This is a genomic window from Micromonospora sp. NRRL B-16802, assembly GCF_001279555.1.
In the GTDB taxonomy this organism is placed as follows: Bacteria; Actinomycetota; Actinomycetes; order Mycobacteriales; family Micromonosporaceae; genus Micromonospora; species Micromonospora profundi.
Genome location: NZ_LGEB01000002.1, coordinates 65,373 through 82,506, shown reverse-complemented (window position 1 = coordinate 82,506; position 17,134 = coordinate 65,373). Strand labels below are relative to the sequence as shown.

The following is a 17,134-nucleotide window of genomic DNA, read 5'->3' as shown; positions in this document are numbered from 1 at the left end:
ATGTCGTGCCCGCCCCACCCACGCCCCATCCACCCCAACCCGGCGCGTCGCGCCCCCATCGCGCTCCGCGACCCTGGCACCGCCCAAACCCCGGCGATCTTGCACTTTCCGCCTCGACAATTGCCGCACCTACACACATTCCCGCGACCACAACTGCAAGATCGCGGGAGGTGAGGGTGGGGTGGGGGGGTTAGGGGGGCGAGGTCAGGGGCGGGGGGTCAGGCGAGTTTGTAGCGCTTCTCGCACTGCGTCGGGGACGTGGGCGGAGATGTCGCCGCCCCACTTGGCCACGTCCTTGACGAGGCTGGAGGAGAGGAACGAGTAGAGGGGGTTGGTCGGCATGAACAACGTCTCGACCCCGGCCAGCCCGATGTTCATCTGGGCCATCTGCAACTCGTAGTCGAAGTCGCTGACCGCCCGCAGACCCTTGATCAGGACACTCGCCTGCTGGGCCCGGCAGAAGTCGACAAGCAACCCCCGGAACGACTCGACCCGCACGTTGCCGTACGAGGAGGTCACCTCGCGGAGCATGTCGATCCGCTCCTCGACGGTGAACAGGCCACTCTTCGACTGGTTCACCAGCACGCCGACGATCACCTCGTCGAAGAGCCGACTGGCCCGACCGATGATGTCGAGGTGACCGTTTGTCACCGGGTCGAACGAGCCGGGACACACCGCGCGTCTCATGATCGGCGACCGTACCAAAGCGTGGTCTCGCCGTAACGGCGGCTACGCCCGGGGGTGATGCCCTCCACCCAGTCGAACTGCCTGGTCCTGCTGGACCGTTCCACCACCACGAGCGCGTCGGGCGCCAGCCAGTCACCGTCGACAAGCGCGGTCAGCAGCGCGGTGATCTCCTCGTCCGGCACGGCGTACGGCGGGTCGGCGAAGACCACGTCGTACGGTCCGCCGTCCGGGCTGGCGGCCAGTGCGGTCGCCACCTTGCCGGCGACCAGCCGGACGGCCGAGCCGGCCCGCAGGGTCGCCACGTTCTCGCGAATCACCCGGGCAGCCCGGGGGTCGGACTCCACGAGCAGGACGTGCCGGGCACCCCGGGACAGCGCCTCCAGCCCCACCGCGCCGGAACCGGCGTACAGGTCGGCGAAGCGCACGCCGTCGAGGTCGACCTCGGCCTGCACGGCACTGAAGAGCGCCTCGCGGACCCGATCCGAGGTGGGTCGGGTGCCCGCACCGGGGGGTGCGGCGATCCGACGGCCACCGAGTGTCCCGGCCACGATCCGGGTCATCGCCTCCTCCTGCTCATGACCTCGACGCTACGCGACCCGCCGAAGTCGGCAACACGGTAGGTATCGCCGCGACGATCACGTGATCACTTCTCGTATATCAATGATCTCAAGTTCATATCATTCGCCTTAGTGAATCCTGAGGCCTGTATCACTCGTGGCGATCTCGCTAGGGTCTGCCGGGTGCCGGCGGCAACCCACCGGCCCACGGTATCGGGAGGGCGCCGCACCGTCTGGACGTGCAGCGACCGTCCACTGTCTCTCTCGTGCCACACCCCTGACGCTTCAGCACTCCAGGAGTACCCGTGATCCGTCCCAAGCTGTCGCTACGGCGACCGCTGGCCGTCCTGGGAGCCGCCCTCATCGGCCTCGCCGGGGTCGTCGCGGTGGCCGCCCCAGCCAGCGCGCACCACACGACCATCACCGCCACCGCCGACTGCGACAAGCGCACCGGCGAGCGCGTGATCACGTGGAAGGTGGAGAACAGCGAGCGCGACAAGGCCGTGACGCTCAAGAGGGTGACCTCCGAGCCCGCGACCGACGTGACAGTGCCCGTCCGGGGCGCCACCTCCGTGCCCCTTCAGGGGTACGTCATCGAGAAGCGCGGCTCCGTGCAGGCCGTCCAGCGGGTGCCCGGCGACACCGCCACCGCCAAGCTGACGGTGTTCGGCAAGTGGCAGAAGAACGGCAAGGAAGCCACCAACAACGGCAGCATCAACCTTGCCGCCGACAGGTCCTGCACGCCGGCGCCGAAGTGCATCGACGCCAGCAAGGCCAAGTACAGCCACACCTTCGACGGCCCGAAGGGCACCGCCACCGTCAAGCTCGACGGTGACCTGCCGCTGTGCGGCGAGGGCAAGCAGTGGTTCACGCTGGTGTCGTACTTCGCGCCGCGCCCGCAGTTCGCCACCCCGCAGTACGTCTACGGCACGCCGGACAGCGACTGGATCGGCGGCACCCAGACCGAGATCGAGCTGAACGTCGAGATCCCGGACTGCCACACCCAGGTCGACCTGATCTGGGGTGACGGCGAGCAGGTCATCGACCCACTGGTCGAGGGCGGCAAGCGGTACGACAACAAGAAGCTCGGATCCCCGGGCGCGCCGGGCAACCGGTCCAAGGGCGTGCAGGGCTGGTACAACGGCGGCGACAAGAGCTGCACCACCCCGGCCTCGACCTTCGCGTCCAACTGCGACGGTTCGGTGGCCGTCTCGCTGAGCAACGACGGCAGGATCAGCAAGTACCCGGTCGAGTTCGAGATCAAGGGTGCGGACGGCTGGTCCAAGAAGGTCTCCGTCGCGGCGGGCAAGGCCGACAACAGCATCGTGGTTCCGGCCGCCAACGCCGGCAAGATCGAGGTGCTTGTCGACGGCAAGGTGGTCGAGAACGGCACGTACTCGTGGCAGCGCCCCGAGGACTGCCCCCTGCCGGCCGTCACCACCGAGGCCGACTGCAAGACCTTCGCGCTCACCGTGACCAACCCCGAGGGTGGTCTCCCGGTGAAGGCCACCTTCGCGTACGGCGACAAGACCGAGACCCGTACGGTGGCCGCCGGCGGCTCGGAGAAGGTGACCTTCAAGGCCAGCAAGGCCGAGTCGGCGCTCGTCACCCTGCCGGATCTGGACCTGGAACTGGAAGCCATCTACACGCCGGAGGGTGACTGCGGCGGCGGTGGCGGCGGCGGCGAGGAGCCGGGTCTCCCGGTCACCGGTGCGGCGGCGGGCGGCATCGCCGCCGGGGCGATCGCCCTGCTGATCGCGGGCGCCGTGTTGTTCGTCATCGCCCGACGGCGTCGGGTGACCTTCACCGCCTGACCTGTTCGGCCCACGGGCGCGTCGACCAACCGGTCGACGCGCCCGTGGCGTGTTCGGCTCCACTCCGGGGCAACGCCGCAGGGATCGGCAGTGACCGGGCGAACACGTACCGGCGATCAATGATCACGAATTAGTAAAGTTGCCTTCCGGCAATGATCTGAACTCCCCAGATTCACCATTGATCAGTACAGTCACCCTCTGTTCCCGCCTCGCGCGGGAGCATCCCGCGTCGCGACGCCCCGTTGAGCAGACGACCCGCACAGGCGTCCCGCCTCCCGGCTCCCCGCACGCGATCCGTACTCCCCCTCACCAGGAGCCTGCGTGAACCCTCCCAAGTCTCCGTTGCGGCGCATCGCGGCCATCGCCGCCGGCGCGCTGATCGGTCTCGTCGGTGTCGGCGCCCTCGCCGCGCCCGCCAGTGCGCACCACCCCGAGCCTTCCGGCACCTACTGCCTGGCCGCAGACGGCCTGACCACTGTGACCTGGAAGGTCGGCAACAGCGAGAACATCACTGCCGAGGTCACGGCTCTCACGTCCACCGTGCCCAACGAGTTCCGTGACGGCAACCTGGCCGTCGGCGCGACGCTCCCGAAGAAGGGCGACGGTTTCCTCACCGCCACCCAGACCCACCGCTTCACCGAGCGGAAGCCGAAGATCGAGCTGACCGTCGAGGCCCGGTGGGTGCGTCCGAACCGGATCGTGACCGAGCACCGGACGGTGGCGGCAAAGCCGGCCGGCACCTGCGCGGCCCAGCCCACCACGCCGCCGGCCAGCCCGACGCCGACCGCCACGCCGACCGTGAGCGCGTCGCCCACCCCGAGCGTGCCGGCGTCGCCCAGCCCCAGCGCGACCACTGTCTCCCCGACGCCGACCCAGAGCCCGTCGGAGACCCCGACGGCTCCCTCGGTACCGGTCGAGCCGGTGGGCACCGTCGAGTCGACCTGCGACAAGCTCACCTTCACGGTGGAGAACCCCGCCGACGGTGAGACCGTCACCCTCACCCTGACCCCGAACAAGGGCGAGGTGAAGACGCTCACCGTCAAGCCGGGCGAGACCGGCTCCGTCTCGTTCCCCGCGACCGAGGGCCTCACCGTCACTCCGGCCGCCGATGGTCTCGACGACACCGAGCCGATCGCGTGGGAGAAGCCGGCCGAGTGCGACGGTCAGGGCGGCGGCCTGCCGCTCACCGGCGCGAACACCACCATGATCGCCGGCGGTGCCGTCGTGCTGCTGGCCGCCGGTGCGGGCCTGTTCGTGATGGCTCGCCGTCGCCGGCTCCGCTTCACCGTCTGACCCGAACCGCGCTGAAACCCGAGGGCGCGTCGACCACCCGGTCGACGCGCCCTCGGGCGTTTCCGGCTCGGTCACGGTCCGCCTCGGCCCGCAGTCGGCCTTGGCCCGCAGTGCGGCTCAAGCCGCGGTTCGGCGCCTCCATCTCGCGGTCAGCGCAGTGACCGGCGGCGGCACCGAGGACAGGTCTCATGCGCGTCCTTTGCTCTGCCTACCTCCACGCAACGGCCGCCGTCCGCATACCGGACCTGGCCTGTTGCGTCCGTTGAAGCAGAGCAAAGGACGCGCGGAGGTACCACCGCACGGCAGGCACGACGTGAGGCAGGCACGACGCCCGGGCAGACGTGACGATCCAACCCATCCCATTTCGACCGCGACGAGGGCGGGGCGGTCAGCGGCAGAGCCTCAGAACGCGGTCAGCCCTTTTCCAGATACTCCGCGCGGTCCTCGTCGACAAGGGCCGCGACCGACGCGGCAAGCGCCGGGTTGCGGGTCAACTCCGGGTCGTCCTCGATCAGGGTGATCGCCTCGGCGCGGGCGTCGCGGATCAGGTCGGCGTCGCGTCGCAGGGACAGCAGCCGCAGGTGCGAGCGGTGCCCCGACTGGGTGGCGCCCAGCACGTCACCTTCGCGTCGTTGCTCCAGGTCAAGCTCGGCGAGCTTGAACCCGTCGCTTGTGGACGCGACGGCGTCCAGCCGTTCCCGTGCCGACGACCCCTCGGCCGCCTCGCTCACCAGCAGGCAGAGCCCGGCGGCGGAGCCCCGGCCGACCCGGCCCCGCAACTGGTGCAGTTGTGAGACACCGAACCGGTCGGCGTCCAGCACGATCATCACCGTCGCGTTCGGCACGTCCACACCGACCTCGATGACAGTGGTCGCCACAAGCACGTCCAGGTCACCGGCGACGAAGGAGCGCATCACCGCGTCCTTCTCGTCGGCGGGCAGGCGGCCATGCAGCACCCCGATCCGCAGCCCGTGCAACGGCCCGTCGGCAAGCAGCGGGGCCACCTCGGTCACGGCGAGGGGCGGGCGACGGCCGTTGTCGTCGAGCGGCGGTTCCTCATCCTCCGACGTCGGGCCCTCCCCGATCCGCGGGCACACCACGTACGCCTGATGGCCGGCGGCCACCTCCTCACGCAGCCGGCGCCACGCCCGGTCCAGGAAGGCTGGCTTCTCGGCGGCCGGCACCACGTGCGAGGCGATCGGCGACCGCCCTCGGGGCAACTGGGAGAGGGTGGACACCTCCAGGTCGCCGTAGACGGTCATCGCCACCGTGCGCGGGATCGGGGTGGCCGTCATCACCAGCACGTGCGGCGGCTGGGCGGCCTTGGCCCGCAACGCGTCGCGCTGCTCCACGCCGAAGCGGTGCTGCTCGTCGACCACCACCAGACCCAGGTCGGCGAAGTCCACCCCCTCGTACAGCAGGGCGTGGGTGCCCAGCACGATGCCGGCGTTGCCGCTGGCCACCTCGCCGAGCGCCCGACGGCGGGCCGCCGCACCAAGCGAGCCGGTCACCAACTCGACACGGGTGGCGTGCTCGGCGGAATCCAGCTCGCCGGCCCGGCCCAACGGCCCGAGCAGGTCCAGCATGCCGCGGTGATGCTGCGCGGCCAGCACCTCGGTGGGCGCCAGCAGCGCGGCCTGCCCACCCGCGTCGACCACCTGGAGCATCGCCCGCAGCGCCACCACCGTCTTGCCCGAGCCCACCTCGCCCTGCAGGAGGCGGTGCATCGGATGCGGGGCCGCCAGGTCCTCAGCGATCTCCACACCGACGTCACGCTGCCCGGCCGTCAGCTCGTACGGCAGTCGGGCGTCGAACGCGTCCAGCAGGCCGCCGGCGCGCGCCGGACGGGGGCGGGCCGGCCAGTCGGCGGCCCGGTGTTTGCGCTGCACCAGTGTCAACTGGACGGCGAACGCCTCGTCCCACTTGAGCCGCCGCCGCGCCCGGTAGAGCTCCTCCTTGCTGGACGGACGGTGGATCTCCCGCAGGGCGGTGCCCAGGCCGACCAGGTTGCGGCTGGCCCGCACTGTGGCCGGCAGCGGGTCCTCCGGTGGGGTGAACGTGTCCAGTACGACACGCACGCAGCGGGCGATCACCCAGGTCGGGACGGCAGCGGCAGCCGGGTACACGGGGATCAGCGCGCCGGCGAACTCCTCGATCTCGTCGCTGACCGCCGCCTCGCCCTCACCGCCCTCGCCGAGCAGGACGTACTCCGGGCCGTTGAGCTGTCGTTTGCCCCGGAACTCGGTGACCTTGCCGGCGAACAGACCCCACCGGCCCGGACGCAGCTCCCGCTCGCGCCACGCCTGGTTGCCGAAGAACGTGAGCGTCAGCAACCCGCCGGAACCGTCGCCGACGGTCACCTCCAGCAGGTTGCCCCGACGTTGGCGCATCGGGCGAACGGCGGTGCGCTGCACCTGGGCCAGCACGGTTACCTGCTCGCCGACGTCCAGCGAGCGGATGTCGGTGTGCTCGCCACGCTCGTCGTAGCGGCGCGGAAAGTGGTAGATCAGGTCACCCGCGGTGTGCAGGTCGAGCTGGGAGGCCAGGGCCTTGGCCGTCTTGTCGCCCACTAGCTTCTTCAGCGGAGTGTCCACCGTGGCCGGCTCACTCATTCGACCCCCACCAGGAGCGGATAGAACGGCTGGCCGCCCGGGTACGCGTGCACCTCGACGAACGGCCAGCGCCGCTCGACGTGCGCCCGGACGGCGTCGGTCAGCCCGGGGGGCGCGTCCACACCGGCCAGCAGGGTGACCATCTCGCCGCCACCGCCGAGCATCTGGTCGACCACTGCGGCGCACGTGTCGATGAGGTCGGCGCCGATGAGGTGCACCTCCCCCTCCACAAGTGCCAGCACGTCCCCGGGGTGGCACGGGCCGGCGACTGTCAACGCGTCGCGGCTCGCGTGGCAGACCTCGGCGTAGCGGCAGGCGCCGGCCGCCTCGGCCATCGCGATCACGTCGTCCTCGAAGCGGCGGGTGCCGTCACGGACCGCGAGGGCGGCGAGGGCCTGCACCGGCGAGCGGGTCGGCACCACGCTGACCTTGATGCCGTGGCGGTGTGCCTCACGGGCCGCCGCGCTCGCCACCGCCCCGGTGTTCGGGTTGTTGGGCAGCACCACCACACGCGCCGCGCCGGTGCCGCGTACCGCCTCCAGCAGCTCACCGATGGACGGGTTGCCCGGCACGACAGTGGCGCCCTCGGAGGCGAACAACTCGGCGATCCCCTCGCCGGTGGCGACCACCACGGCGGCGCGTCCCGCCTCGACCGGGACGGGGGGCGGCTCCGGCTGGTCGGCGAAGCGGGTCACCGAGATCCGGTACGGGCGGCCGGCAGCGACACCCGCCTCGATCGCCGCGCCCACGTCGTTGACGTGCACGTGCACGTTCCAGGTGGCGTCCGGCTCGCGCCCGTCGCCGACCACGACGAGCGAATCCCCGAGCGTTGCAAGCGTCCGACGCAGCACGGCCACCGCGTCGGCCGGGGCGTCGAGCAGGAACTGCACCTCGTAGGCGTACTCATCGGAGCCGGTCTCCCGCGCGACGGCGGCGGCCGGCCGGGCGGTCCGCGGCGCCGGTGCGAGCCCTGAGGCGGTCTCCCCGGTGAGGACCTCGACCAGGGCGTCGAGCAGGACGCAGAGGCCCTTGCCACCGGCGTCGACCACGCCGGCGCGGGCCAGGGCCGGCAACTGCTCCGGGGTACGCGACAGCGCCTCGGCCGCCGACCGCGCGGCGAGCCGGGCCACCGCCGGAAGGTCGTCGCTGTCGGCCCCCTCGGCCGCGGCGGCGGCCGCGGCGACAACTGTGAGCAGGGTCCCCTCCACGGGTTGGCCGACCGCGGCGTAAGCGGCGGTGGTCGCGGACCGCAGCGCGACGGTCAGGCCCCGACCGCGCACCACCGGCATGACGGCCACGGCGTCGGCGAAACCGCGCAGGATCTGCGAGAGGATCACGCCGGAGTTGCCCCGCGCGCCGAGCAGTGCGCCCTGGGCCATCAGCCGCAGCGCGTGCCCGTGCGCGGTCGGACCGCTGTCGGGGAGGGTGTCCAGGTCCATCGAGAGTGCCTGCTGGGCCGACGTGAGGGTGAGCACCAGGTTGGTGCCGGTGTCGCCGTCGGGCACCGGATAGACGTTGAGCTGGTCGATCTCGCCCTGGTGGCGCTTCAGCGCGGCCAGCCCGCTCGCGCACCAGCGGCGGACCGCTGCGGCGTCGAGGGAGTCCAGCACGGCCAGAAGCCTACTGGCGCGCACCGACACGCGTCGGACTCGCCGCGTGTGTCCGCCGCCCACCGCCTTCCGGCCGGGGCGGATCACTCCGGTACCGTTGCCGCCGGACCGGCTGCCACCAGGCGGGCGGCCCCACCGGCAGGCCGGCCGCGAGCGCCCGCTCGACCGGGCCGGTTCGCCGGGCCGGTGGGTCATCGGGTAACCTGACCAGGTTGCCCGCGCAGCGCCTGCCGGCGACCTCATGAACGTTTCAATCCCAGGAGTATCCCGTGGCTAGCGTGTGCGACGTCTGTGGCAAGGGGCCGGGCTTCGGCCACAACGTGTCCCACTCGCACCGGCGGACCAACCGCCGCTGGAACCCGAACATCCAGTCGGTGCGTACCCCGGCCGGTGGTGGCAACACCAAGAAGTTGAAGGTCTGCACCTCGTGCATCAAGGCCGGCAAGGTCACCCGCGCCTGACGCGGCGGCACCACCTCTTCTCGTTCGGCTCAGCCGGCGGACCCAGCGGTCCGCCGGCTGAATCGTGTCCGCGCTCCGGGCTGCCCGGCAGGTCGGGGCCTGCGCTGTCGCCGGGCGGCCCGGCCGGTCAGAGCGCCCGGCCGAAGGACACGCAGCCCTCCGAGTCCTTGTAGAAGCCGAAGTTCGGGATCCGGTCGTAGCCGGCGGACGTGTACATGGCGATCGCCTCGGGCTGGCGATCCCCGCACTCCAGGATCATCCGCTTGCGGCCCTGGTCACGGGCCGACCGCTCGACCGCCGCGAGCACCATCCGCGCCACGCCGCGCCCACGGGCCGCCGGCGCTGTGTACATCCGCTTCAACTCCGCGGTGTCCGGGCCGTGGGCGCGCCAGCCGCCGCAGCCGACCGGCTCGCCGCCCAGGTAGGCGATGACGAACGCGCCGTCCGGCGGCTCGAACTCGGAGGCGTCCACCGGGGTGTCGTCGCCGGTGCCGCCGTAGCGGGCCCCGAGGTCGGCAAGCGCCTCCTTGATCAACTGCTGCGCCACCGGCGCGTCGAACCGCGCCAGCCGGATCTCGATCTCACTCACGGCGTCCAGGGTACGGCCGGCGCGGGCCCTCACCGGAAGTGGTCCCAGCCCCTCGGCCCGTCGTAGGCGCCCCCGTCGACTGTCACCCCGGCACCGGCCGTGACCAGGCCGATCGGCCGCCATTCCGGCGGCAACGCCACCTCCGGGGGGAAGGTCGCGGCAAGCGCGTGGTCCTCGCCACCGGCAAGGATCCAGGTGTACGGGTCGACGCCGAGCGCCCGCGCCGCGTCGGCCATCTGCCGGGGCACCTCGAACACATCCCGGCGTACGTCGATGGCCACCCCGCTTGCCTTCGCCACGTGCCCGAGGTCGGCGAGCAGCCCGTCCGACACGTCGATCATGGCGGTCGCGCCGAGCACTGCTGCCTGCGGCCCGGCCGCGTACGGCACCTGCGGTCGCCGGTACGCCTCGACAAGCAGTCGGGGCGTGCGGAAACCACGGGTGAGCACTGTCAGCCCGGCCGCCGCGTACCCGATGCGCCCGGCCAGGGCCAGTACGTCCCCGGGACGCGCGCCGGAGCGCACCACCGGCGCCCGGCCACCGAGGTCACCCAGCGCTGTCACCGCGATGGTCAGGGTGGGGCTTGCCGACATGTCCCCACCGACAACGCTCGCGCCGACCGTCGCCGCCTCGGCGGCCAACCCGTCGGCGAGCCCTTCCGCCCAGCTGGTCTCCAGCTCCGCCGGCATGCAGAGGGCCACCAGCAGCGCCGTCGGGGTGGCGCCCATCGCCGCGATGTCGGCCAGGTTGGCAGCCGCAGCCCGGTGACCGACGTCGGCCGCCGAGCACCAGTCCCGCCGGAAGTGCCGGCCGTCGACAAGCACGTCGGTCGAGACAGCCACCCGGCCGTCCGGCGCGGCCACCACCGCCGCGTCGTCCCCCGGGCCGAGCAGTGTCGTCGGCCCCATCGCCAACCGCGCGGTGACCCGCCCGATCAACCCGAACTCGCCGATCCCGGCCACGCTGGCACCACCGCCGGCGTTCCGCCCGTCCTGCCCGGCTCCGCCGTGCTCGCTCACCGCTGCTCCTTGACCACCGATAGGGATCAGACCTGGTCCGTAAGGTAGTTTCACCCTTCGGGCCGCCCCTGGGCGGCGACGGACGGAGGTCGAGTCGTGGTACAGGCGTACATCCTCATCCAGACCGAGGTCGGCCGCGCACGTGACGTGGCGGGTCTCATCGCGGACATCGCCGGCGTCGTACGCGTCGACGCCGTCACCGGGCCGTACGACGTGGTCGTCCTCACCGAGGCGAACACCGTCGACGAACTCGGCAAACTCATCGTCAGCAAGGTGCAGATGGTGCCCGGCATCACCCGCACCCTCACGTGTTCGGTGGTGCGGCTGTAAGTGGACGAGATGACGACCTCCTCGGCTGCTCTCGACGACGACGGCACGCGCGACGCGGCCGACGGGACACCCGAGCGGGCTGACGGTAACCGCGCGACCGGCGACCCGGCTGCCGACGCGCCGACCGGCCGGGACCGGACCACCCGGAGCGCCGCACTGCTTGCCACCTTGATCGCGATTCCGGTCACGCTGCTGGTGGCCGTACTGGCCTTCACGAAGCTCGCCCCGGACACGCCGGCCGCCGCGCCGAGCCCGTCCGCCACGACCCCCCGGGCGCAGTCCACCGCCCCCGTCGAGATGGCCGCCCCGGCGCTGGCCGCCCGCCCGGCCACGGTCTGCCGTGCGCTGCTCTCCCAGCTGCCGCAGACCATCCGCGACCTGAACCAGCGCCCGGTCACCGCCGGCCCGGAGCAGAACGCCGCGTACGGCGATCCCGCACTCACCGTTGCCTGCGGGGGTGCCGAGCCGGACTTCCCCGCCACCGACGAGGTCTGGACCGTCAACCGGGTCTGCTGGCATGCCGCCGAGCAGACCGACGCGACGGTGCTCACCACCGTCGACCGGGAGACGCCGGTGACGGTACGCGTCCCGCGCTCCTACGAGCAGCCGTTGCAGTGGGCGGCGCCGATCTCCGACGTGATCGTGGCCTCGGTGCCCTCCGGCGGGGCCATCCCCTCCGGCTGCCAGCGCTGATCGGGCCGGGCGCGCCGATCGGCGCGGCCCGACGGCCGGAGCCGACACTGCTGATCGGCCGACAGTCCGGTGGGCCTCAGTGCAGGCCGACGCCGCGCCGCTGGGCGGTGCGGATCAGGCGGTTGACCAGCTTCGGATACTCCAGCCCGGAGGCCGCCCACATCCGCGGGAACATCGACGTCGGCGTGAACCCGGGCATCGTGTTGATCTCGTTGAGGTAGACGTCCAGCTCGGGGGTGACGAAGAAGTCCGCCCGGGCCAGACCGGCGCAGTCCAGGGCGGTGAACGCGCGGACGGCGTACTCCTGCACCTGGCGGGTCACCTTCTCCGGCAGACCGGCCGGAATGTCGTACTCGCAGGAGTCGTCAAGGTACTTCGCCTCGAAGTCGTAGAAGTCGTGGTCGGCGACGACCCGCACCTCGGCCAGTACTGACGCCTCGGGCACGCCGCCGGCCTCGCCCTCCAGCACGCCGCACTCGATCTCGCGGCCGACGATCCCGGCCTCGATGATGACCTTCGGGTCGAACTGCCGGGCGGCGGCGACCGCCTCGTCCAGCCGCGCCCAGTCGGTGACCCGGGTGATGCCGAACGACGACCCGGCCCGGGACGGCTTGACGAAGACCGGCAGGCCGAGGCGCTCCTTGTCCTGCTCGCTGAGCGTCATCCCGTTGCGCAGCACCGTGTACGGGCCGACTGGGATACCCTCGGCCGCGCAGAGCTTCTTCGTGAACTCCTTGTCCATTGCGGCGGCGGAGGCGAACACGTTCGCCCCGACGTACGGGATGCCTGCCATCTCCAGCATTCCCTGGATGGTGCCGTCCTCGCCGTACGCGCCGTGCAGGACGGGGAAGACCACATCGACGTCGGCGAGCACCCGGGGACCCTCGGTGGGGTCGAGCACCATGAGGCCGTTGCCTGTGGGGTCGGCACGCAGCACGATGTCGTCGCCGGACTCGGCGGTGATCTCCGGTAGCTGGCGGGCATTGATGGCGAGCTGGGCGGGGTCGCCGCTTGTCAGCACCCACTGTCCGGCTCGGGTGATGCCCACCGGTACCACCTCGTACTCGTCCGGGTCGAGCGCGCCGAAAACGCTGCCGGCGCTGACGCAGGAGATGCCGTGCTCCGGGCTACGGCCGCCGAAGACGATCGCCACGCGGGTCTTGCCTGGGGTGGTCACTCCGGTCACCTCTTCGTACGCGACTGCGGCTGGTCGTGCTCGCCGGTGGCGCTCACCCGGTTGACCTTACTGTGCGTGGCGGTAGGGCGAGGCGATACCCGGCGAGCCACGAAGCGACGCGGCAATCGGTCAACAGAGGTTATACGGTGCGTTACGGACGGTCAGTTCCTGGCGCGTCGACGGCCGACCGCGATCACCTTGACCCGCTGGCGGCCGGCCCGCACCATGCCCAGGGCCATGAATGCTCCGGCGATCCGGTCGGCGGCCTCCCTGCTGCTGGCACCGACCACCTGTCGTCGCCGCTCGGGGGCGGTGCGCTCGTTGCGGCCGATGCCCTCGACTAGACGTACGTCGGTGAGCACGACCAGGAATCGGGTCATCTCCTGCCGCCCGGGGGAACGGCGAGGCACTCCGAGCCGGTACGCACGTCGTCTCCTTCCGGGAGGCCGAAATGACGGCGGCACGCGACGATCGGGTACGGGGGAGAAACCCGATCGCCACGCGCCCTATCCCCTCCGGTCACTCACCACCACCGTCGCCACGACAACCGGCGGTGAGGACGTGGTGACAGCGTGACACGTACATGGCCGTGAATGCAACTCTCATCGGCGCGGTCCCATACACACATTCCCGCGAATGTGTGCGACCATCGATGCATGCCCCCCAAGACCGCTCGCGCCCGCCGGCTCGGCATCGCCCTCCGCCATCACCGGGAGGCCGCCGGGCTGACACTGGAAACCGCCGCGGACGAGATCAACAGCACGCGGAGCACCCTCTCCCGCTACGAGAACGCCCAGACGCTGATCAACCCGGCCACCGTGCGCGCTCTGCTCACCTCGTACGGAGTGGGCGCCGAGGAGGTGGCCGCAGCGGTGCAGCTCGCCAAGGACGCCCGCAAACCGGGCTGGTGGGTGTCGTACTCGTACGTGCTGGACCCCCGCACCATCGACTTCATCGCCCTGGAGGCGGAGGCCACAGCCATCGCCAACTTCGAACCCTCGGTGGTGCCCGGCCTCTTGCAGACGGCCGACTACGTACGCGGGGTGATGCGCGGGGGGCCGCACACCCTTGTCGACGACCTGGTGGAGCAGCGGGTCAAGGCCCGGCTCGACCGCCAGCAGCGAATCACCGGCGACAATCCAGCCATCTTCGACGCGATCATCGACGAGGGCGCACTGCTGCGCCCCGTCGGCGACCAGTCGGTGATGGACGGGCAGCTACGACACCTGGTCAAGATGGCCGAGCTGCCCAACATCACCGTCCAGGTGATCCCGCTCTCCGCCGGTTACCACCGCGGCACACGGGGCTCGCTGCACATCCTGGAGTTCGCCGACCCGGAGGACCCGATCATCGCCTCGGTGGAGACCGTCGCCGGTCAGATGATCCTCGACCGGGCAGGTGAAACACGCACCTGTACCAAGATCATGGAGCATCTGCGGAGCGTGGCGCTCAGCCCCGCCGACACCCGCAAGCAGCTCCTTACACTCCTGAAGGGACGGTAGGAACGATGACACCGACGATCACCGCGGCACTGGCCGCGGCGAGATGGCGCAAGAGCAGCCGAAGTGGTGACCAGGGCGCCTGCGTGGAGGTCGCCTCGATCCCACGCCTGGTGGCCGTCCGCGACTCCAAGGACCCGGCCGGCCCGGCCCTCCTGTTCCCCCCGGCGGCCTGGGCCACCTTCGCCCAGGCCCCGCCCCGCCACTGACCGCACCGTCGACAGCGGGCCTGGCGTGCCACCGAGCGCGCCGGGCCCGTGGGCGGTCCACCCAACCGCGGGCCGCGGCTGGCCGTCAAGCGGCCTCAGGGTCGCCCTGGTGCCCGCTTCGAGCGGCCAGAGCAACGACCTGCCCGGCCAAATCCATGGTGTGCCCGGCCGAAGCGACGATCTGCGCGGCCGGAGCAACGACCTGCCGGCGGACGATGACCAGCGGGCTCAGGCGACCAGCGGGCCGGGTTCCGGCGCGGCGCGCAGCGCCTCAAGCGCGGCGATCGCCACGCCACGGGCACCTGCCATGTCCCGGTCCGGCACCAGTGCGAACGTGGCAAGCGCCGCCTGCTCCTGTCGGAGCACCGTGTGCTCGCGGACCGTCGCCAGGAACCAGTCCCGGAACTCCGGCGCCGCCTCCACCACGCCACCACCCACGAAGTACGCGTGCGGGTCGGTGAAGTTGGACGCCACAGTGAACAGCCGGCCCAGCGCCATCGCCTGCTGGGTGAACAGGTCCCGGGCCAGCGCGTCGCCCCGCTCCCCGTAACCCCGGACGAGTTTCGCCGCCCGGGCCAACGGCTCGGCGGTGAGCGGGTGGTCGGGGTAGCGGGCCAGCCAGTACGGCAGCAGGTTGCGCTCGATGCCGGTAAGCGACGCGACGCTCTCGACGTCCCCTGTGAAACCACAGGCGCAGGTCGGCTCCGGCTGTCCCGGGCCGAGCAGCCCGTTCAGCGGGATGTGCACGTGGCCCAGTTCCCCGGCCATCCCGGCGGCGCCGGCGATCACCCGACCACCTTCGACAACGCCACCGCCGAGCCCGGTGCCGACGATCGCGGCGACCGACGACCTGCTCATCGCCTCGTCGCCGAAGTACACGTGGTGGGCGTAGAGCGCGGCGGCGTTGCCGTCGTTGTGGTAGATCACGGGCAGGCCGAGGCGCCGCTCCAGCGCGCCCCGTACGTCGAAGCCGCGCCACGCGGGCTGGGAGAAGTTTGTCGAGCCCCGCGACGAGATGACACCTGTGGCGCTCGCCGGGCCGGGGGTGTCCAGGCCGACCGCGCGGACCATCTCGCGCGGCACGCCCGTCCGGGCCAGCGCACCGTCCAGCGCGCGGGCCAACGCCTCGATCGCGGCCTCCGGCCCGGCGCGTACCTCGCTGGGGATCTCCAGGAGCCCGTCGACCAGGAACCGGCCGTCCACAGTCAGCACCGTGGCGTTGTTGCTGGTGCCGCCGTTGTCGAGGCCGACGACCACCGGCACCCCTGCGCTGCCCACCGAAACCGCCTCCCGACGACATGGATGTGAGCCGAGGCTAGTGCCAAGCCCTCTCCCCCGCCATGCCGACCGCCTCAGGACCTGCGAAAGCCCGACATCCCGGCGAGAGGGCGTTCGTTCATGGCCCTCGGCTGCCCGACCCTCAGCCCTCAGCCCTCGGTCCCCGGTCCCCGGTCCCGAGGAGGGTCGTCGCGTGTCCTTTGCTCTGCTTCAACCCACGCAACGCAAACGACCCCGAAGTGTTGCGCCGGTTGAAGCAGAGCAAAGGACGGACAAGGGGTACGGGCGGGCGGTGGCCTTGCCGGGCCTGGGCGACGCGGATTCCTGTCCACGCCGGCCGACCGGCACGGCGGACTGCCGACGGCCGACCGGCACGGCGGACTGCCGACGGCGGACCTTGGAGCTGACGATGTTGGCCCGCGTGTTGAGCCGACCCCGGTGGGGGCGGCGGGAGTGGCGGCAGCGACAGCGACGTCGGTGGTGGCAGCGGCGGTGGCGGGCGGGCGAGAGGGCTCAGCGGAGGCGGCGGGCCGTCACCGCTGTGGCGTCCAGGTCCTCGTCGTGCCGCACGTCCGGCTCCAGCCCGACCGCGTCAAGGGCAGCGCAGAGCGCATCCGCCTGGACGACACTGACCTCGACGACCAGGTGGCCGCCGGGTGCCAGCCAGTGGGCAGCGCCTGCGGCCACCCGGCGCAGCACCGCGAGCCCGTCCGGCCCACCGTCGAGCGCCACCGGCGCCTCGTGCAGCCGCGCCTCGGGGGGCATCAGCGCCACCGCGTCGGTCGGCACGTACGGAGCGTTGGCGACCACCAGGTCCAGTTGGCCCCGCCAGCGCGGCGGCAGTGGGGCGAACAGGTCACCTTCGTACACCTCGGCGGCCAGCCCCGCGAGGTTGCGCCTGGCGCACGCCACCGCCGCCGGGTCGATGTCGGCGGCTGCCAGCCAGCGCGGCGCGAGCCGGTGCGCGAGTGCCACAGTGGTGGCCCCGGAGCCGCAGCACAGGTCGACAACCGCCGCCGCCGCGCCGGTCACGGAGGCCGCCGCCTCGACCAGCAGGGCGGTCCGGCCACGGGGCACGAAGACGCCAGCGTCGACCGCGATCCGCAGGCCGCAGAACTCCGCCCAGCCGAGCAGGTATTCCAGCGGTTCGCCGGCCACCCGGCGGTCGGTCAGCTCCGCCAACGCGGCGGGAGACTCGGCGGCGGCGAGCAGCAGATCGGCCTCGTCCTCGGCGTAGACGCAACCGGCGGCGCGCAACCTGCCCACGAGAACGGACCGGTCGGCGAGAGGCGCGGCTGTCACGACC

At 71.8% G+C, this 17,134-nt stretch carries 17 protein-coding genes; 7 read left to right on the top strand and 10 right to left on the bottom strand.

Going from position 1 to position 17,134, the window contains the following annotated elements; all coding sequences use genetic code 11:
• Positions 1–204: 204 nt before the first annotated feature.
• Both coaD and rsmD read right to left on the bottom strand, forming a co-directional pair.
• On the bottom strand, positions 205–687 hold the full coding sequence (gene coaD / locus ADK66_RS03530) for a pantetheine-phosphate adenylyltransferase (RefSeq protein ID WP_053652428.1): 483 nt from the start codon (positions 685–687) through the stop codon (positions 205–207).
• A complete protein-coding gene (gene rsmD / locus ADK66_RS03525; RefSeq protein WP_053652427.1) occupies positions 684–1,247 on the bottom strand; it encodes a 16S rRNA (guanine(966)-N(2))-methyltransferase RsmD in 564 nt (187 codons plus the stop codon). The genes coaD and rsmD overlap by 4 nt, the downstream gene beginning before the upstream one ends.
• A gap of 302 nt (positions 1,248–1,549) precedes the next feature.
• On the opposite strand from rsmD, the gene ADK66_RS03520 reads away from it, so the two are divergent.
• Both ADK66_RS03520 and ADK66_RS03515 read left to right on the top strand, forming a co-directional pair.
• Positions 1,550–3,058 (top strand): hypothetical protein, encoded by a 1,509-nt coding sequence (locus ADK66_RS03520; RefSeq protein ID WP_053652426.1) that lies wholly within the window; start codon positions 1,550–1,552, stop codon positions 3,056–3,058.
• 321 nt (positions 3,059–3,379) lie between these two features.
• A complete protein-coding gene (locus tag ADK66_RS03515) occupies positions 3,380–4,351 on the top strand; it encodes an LPXTG cell wall anchor domain-containing protein (protein WP_053652425.1) in 972 nt (323 codons plus the stop codon).
• 413 nt (positions 4,352–4,764) lie between these two features.
• Here the strand turns inward: ADK66_RS03515 and recG are convergent, their stop codons facing one another.
• The gene (gene recG, locus ADK66_RS03510; protein WP_053652424.1) at positions 4,765–6,963 is read right to left on the bottom strand and encodes an ATP-dependent DNA helicase RecG; all 2,199 of its coding nucleotides are present in this window, start codon (positions 6,961–6,963) and stop codon (positions 4,765–4,767) included.
• Entirely contained in the window at positions 6,960–8,573 is a 1,614-nt protein-coding gene (locus ADK66_RS03505; protein WP_053652423.1) for a DAK2 domain-containing protein, read from the bottom strand. Before ADK66_RS03505 ends, recG begins: the two co-directional genes overlap by 4 nt.
• A 269-nt stretch (positions 8,574–8,842) precedes the next feature.
• Between ADK66_RS03505 and rpmB the strand changes: the two genes are divergently transcribed.
• Positions 8,843–9,034 (top strand): 50S ribosomal protein L28, encoded by a 192-nt coding sequence (gene rpmB / locus ADK66_RS03500; RefSeq protein WP_011905179.1) that lies wholly within the window; start codon positions 8,843–8,845, stop codon positions 9,032–9,034.
• A 127-nt stretch (positions 9,035–9,161) separates the two neighbouring features.
• On the opposite strand, the gene ADK66_RS03495 is transcribed toward rpmB, so the two are convergent.
• Together ADK66_RS03495 and ADK66_RS03490 are read right to left on the bottom strand one after the other, a co-directional pair.
• Positions 9,162–9,623: a GNAT family N-acetyltransferase gene (locus tag ADK66_RS03495; protein WP_053652531.1), complete on the bottom strand. Its 462-nt coding sequence runs from the start codon at positions 9,621–9,623 to the stop codon at positions 9,162–9,164.
• A gap of 29 nt (positions 9,624–9,652) precedes the next feature.
• Positions 9,653–10,585 (bottom strand): thiamine-phosphate kinase, encoded by a 933-nt coding sequence (locus ADK66_RS03490; protein ID WP_369814757.1) that lies wholly within the window; start codon positions 10,583–10,585, stop codon positions 9,653–9,655.
• 153 nt (positions 10,586–10,738) lie between these two features.
• Between ADK66_RS03490 and ADK66_RS03485 the strand changes: the two genes are divergently transcribed.
• Together ADK66_RS03485 and ADK66_RS03480 are read left to right on the top strand one after the other, a co-directional pair.
• Positions 10,739–10,972, top strand: a complete 234-nt coding sequence (locus ADK66_RS03485; RefSeq protein ID WP_007456453.1) for an Lrp/AsnC ligand binding domain-containing protein — start codon at positions 10,739–10,741, stop codon at positions 10,970–10,972.
• A gap of 9 nt (positions 10,973–10,981) precedes the next feature.
• Positions 10,982–11,665: a DUF3515 family protein gene (locus ADK66_RS03480; protein ID WP_082377185.1), complete on the top strand. Its 684-nt coding sequence runs from the start codon at positions 10,982–10,984 to the stop codon at positions 11,663–11,665.
• A gap of 76 nt (positions 11,666–11,741) precedes the next feature.
• On the opposite strand, the gene ADK66_RS03475 is transcribed toward ADK66_RS03480, so the two are convergent.
• Complete coding sequence (locus ADK66_RS03475; protein WP_053652421.1) at positions 11,742–12,842, bottom strand: D-alanine--D-alanine ligase family protein; 1,101 nt, start codon at positions 12,840–12,842, stop codon at positions 11,742–11,744.
• 161 nt (positions 12,843–13,003) lie between these two features.
• A complete protein-coding gene (locus ADK66_RS03470) occupies positions 13,004–13,222 on the bottom strand; it encodes a hypothetical protein (protein WP_053652420.1) in 219 nt (72 codons plus the stop codon).
• Between the two features lie 276 nt (positions 13,223–13,498).
• Here ADK66_RS03470 and ADK66_RS03465 point away from each other — a divergent pair, with 276 nt between their 5' ends.
• A complete protein-coding gene (locus ADK66_RS03465; protein ID WP_053652419.1) occupies positions 13,499–14,344 on the top strand; it encodes a helix-turn-helix transcriptional regulator in 846 nt (281 codons plus the stop codon).
• Between the two features lie 5 nt (positions 14,345–14,349).
• A complete protein-coding gene (locus ADK66_RS03460) occupies positions 14,350–14,550 on the top strand; it encodes a DUF397 domain-containing protein (RefSeq protein ID WP_053652418.1) in 201 nt (66 codons plus the stop codon).
• A gap of 228 nt (positions 14,551–14,778) precedes the next feature.
• Here the strand turns inward: ADK66_RS03460 and ADK66_RS03455 are convergent, their stop codons facing one another.
• Positions 14,779–15,828, bottom strand: coding sequence for an ROK family protein (locus ADK66_RS03455; protein ID WP_053652417.1), 1,050 nt, complete (start codon positions 15,826–15,828; stop codon positions 14,779–14,781).
• Between the two features lie 513 nt (positions 15,829–16,341).
• Positions 16,342–17,130: a putative protein N(5)-glutamine methyltransferase gene (locus ADK66_RS03450; RefSeq protein WP_053652529.1), complete on the bottom strand. Its 789-nt coding sequence runs from the start codon at positions 17,128–17,130 to the stop codon at positions 16,342–16,344.
• Positions 17,131–17,134: the final 4 nt, after the last annotated feature.